Source organism: Methylobacterium ajmalii, from assembly GCF_016613415.1.
GTDB classification, from domain to species: Bacteria; Pseudomonadota; Alphaproteobacteria; order Rhizobiales; family Beijerinckiaceae; genus Methylobacterium; species Methylobacterium ajmalii.
The window spans coordinates 118,508-120,929 of the sequence record NZ_JACWCT010000026.1 but is presented as its reverse complement, the minus strand read 5'-3'; the positions used below and the strand labels follow the sequence as shown (position 1 = coordinate 120,929).

Sequence of the window (2,422 nt, the reverse complement as noted above, 5' to 3'; positions counted from 1 at the left end):
GCGGCGGGCGAGCTGGCGCCCGCCTCGCTCGGCGTGTCCGGCAGGGGCACGAAGCCTTCCTGCGGCTCGAGGTCCGGGCTCCAGGTCGCGGGGCCGGGGGTGAAGGTCGAGGCGACGCTCGGGCCGGTGCTGCCCAGCCAGCCGCTCGCGACCGCGGCGGGCCGGCCGGCGCCGCCGACGCGAGCGGGCATCAGCGGGTCGGTCTTGCGGGCGCGCTGCGCCAGGGGCTGGGTACGGGCATCCGCCTTGAGGTCGGGGCGCAGGGGCTCGGCGTCGAGGGAGAGGCGCAGGGGGCCCGACAGGCTGATCTGCGACGGGGCGACGGGGGTGATCAGGCCGCGCTCCGGCAGCGGCGGCATCCCGCGCGGGACGAGGCGGGCGACGGCGCTGGAGCCGAGCGAGGTCTCGTAGCCCGCCGAGGCCGTGAACGAGACGAGGACGCCCAGACCCACGGCCCAGGGCGCCACGGCGGCGGCGAACCAGCGCATGCCCTTCGTCCGCCGAATCTGCCGTCTGCGCAGCTCCCGCTTGCGCACGTACCGCCTGCCCAAGGTCCCGACCCCACTCTACCCACGCCCCGCCCGCCCCTGCCGGGAGCGGCGATCGTCATGGGCAAGTGTCGCGGGGTATGGTTGAGCGTTGGTTAAGCCGATGCGCGCGAACCGAGGCGCCCGGCGAGGTCGCCGGCCCGCGCGGCGTAGATCACCGGCAGGGGGGCGGCCACGCCCCGCACCGCCACGGTCTCGACCCGCAGGCCGTCGAGGCCGATCCCGGCCCGCGTCGCGGCCTCCGACGAGGCGACGATCTGCACGTCGGCGGCCTTGGCGAGGGATTCGAGCCGGCTCGCCAGGTTCACCGCCGGGCCGATCACCGAGCGCCCCCGGCTCGCGCCGTAGCCGAGGCGGCCGAGCACCAGCGGGCCGGCATGCAGGCCCATCGCCATGCGGAGCGCCGTCGGCAGCTCGGCGGCGAGCTGCCGGTTGAGGTCGGTCACCGCCCGGTCGACCGCCCCGGCGGCCGCGAAGGCGCTGCGGCAGGCCGGGGCGATCCCGTCCGGATGGGTGAACAGGGCGAGCAGCCCGTCGCCGGCGTACCCGCCGATCCAGCCGCCCGCCGCCTCGATCTCGCGGCCGGCCGCCTCGAAGAACCGGTTGAGGATGAACACCACGTCGAAGGGCAGCTTGCGCTCGGAGAGCGTCGTGAAGCCGCGGATGTCGATGAACAGGATCGCCACCTCGCGCTCGATGCCGGCGACGTCCGTGTTGGTCAGGTGCTGGTTCACGCTCTCGCGGCGCGGGTCGAGGATGCGCACCACGGCGACGTCGCCGCCGGGCTTGGCCTGGCAGGCGAGCCGCACGTTGGCGGGCGCGCCGATCGCCCGGAGCGCCGCGCTCTCCTGGGCGCCGGGGGGCGAGAGGTGCCCCTCCCCGCCCACCACCAGCACGCGGCAGGTCGAGCAGCGCCCGCGCCCGCCGCAGACCGAGACGTGGGGCACCCGGTTCGCCCGGCTGATCTCGAGGAGCGTCGGTCCCTCCAGACTCCTCACCGTGGGCCCTCCGACATACGTGATGCTGAAACGCCGGGCCCGGAGCGTCGCGGCGGCCCGCAGCAGCACGATGCCGAGCGCGACGGCGACCGCGGCGTAGATCGCGCCGGTGACGGTGTCGCCCCAGGCGGCGACCGTCGAATCGAGGGGCGGCACCTGCCAGCGGGCGGCGAGGTCCGGCGCGTCGAAGCGGCGCGCCAGCACCGTGTCGCGTTCCATCAGGCGCCCTTGCGTGACGATGCCGGCGAGCGCCGCCGCCGGCAGGCCGACGGCCGGCACGGCGAGCACCGGCGCCATCCGCCGGTAGAGCGGCGACAGGCGCAGCCAGGCATGGAGGCCGAGGCAGCCGTGCAGCCAGACGACCAGCAGCAGGGCGGTCTGGAGGCCCATCCCGTCCGGCCAGATGCGGACGATCACGTAGGGGTAGTTGGTGCGCGTGCCGTCGACGAGGCTGGCGATCCGCGTGCCGAGGACGTGCGGCACCAGCAGGAAGGGGATCGCGAAGCCGAGCAGCGTCTGCGCCGCCTCCCAGGGCGGCATCCGCAGGGTCCGGCGTTCGGCGAGGCGCACCAGCGAGAAGGCGACGTGGGCGAGAAGCGCGAAGCCGAGCACCAGGCTGCCGGGGATCGACCGGGTGACCGCGACCCGCCAGCGGGCCACGTCCATCATCGTGTCGAGGCCGACGAGGCCGAGCGCGTGGTTGGCGAAGTGAGTGCCCGCGAAGACGAACAGGACGAGGCCCGAGACCAGCCGCAGCCGCTGCGCGAGCGAGCCGCGCCAGAGGCGCGCGCCCGCCTCCGGATCGGGGATGCCGGCGGGAGGTGCGCGCATGAGATTCTTTCCTGCCGCGGGTTTCCTCCTCTCCCCGCGGGCGGG

1 protein-coding gene and 1 pseudogene are annotated in these 2,422 nt (G+C 75.5%); both read right to left on the bottom strand.

All coding sequences use genetic code 11. The annotated features are described in order from the left end of the window. Positions 1 to 488: pseudogene (locus tag HPY23_RS04765) on the bottom strand (cell wall hydrolase); the annotation flags it as partial. Between the two features lie 155 nt (positions 489 to 643). Continuing rightward, positions 644 to 2,377, bottom strand: a complete 1,734-nt coding sequence (locus HPY23_RS04760; RefSeq protein ID WP_091886162.1) for an adenylate/guanylate cyclase domain-containing protein — start codon at positions 2,375 to 2,377, stop codon at positions 644 to 646. Positions 2,378 to 2,422 lie beyond the last annotated feature (45 nt).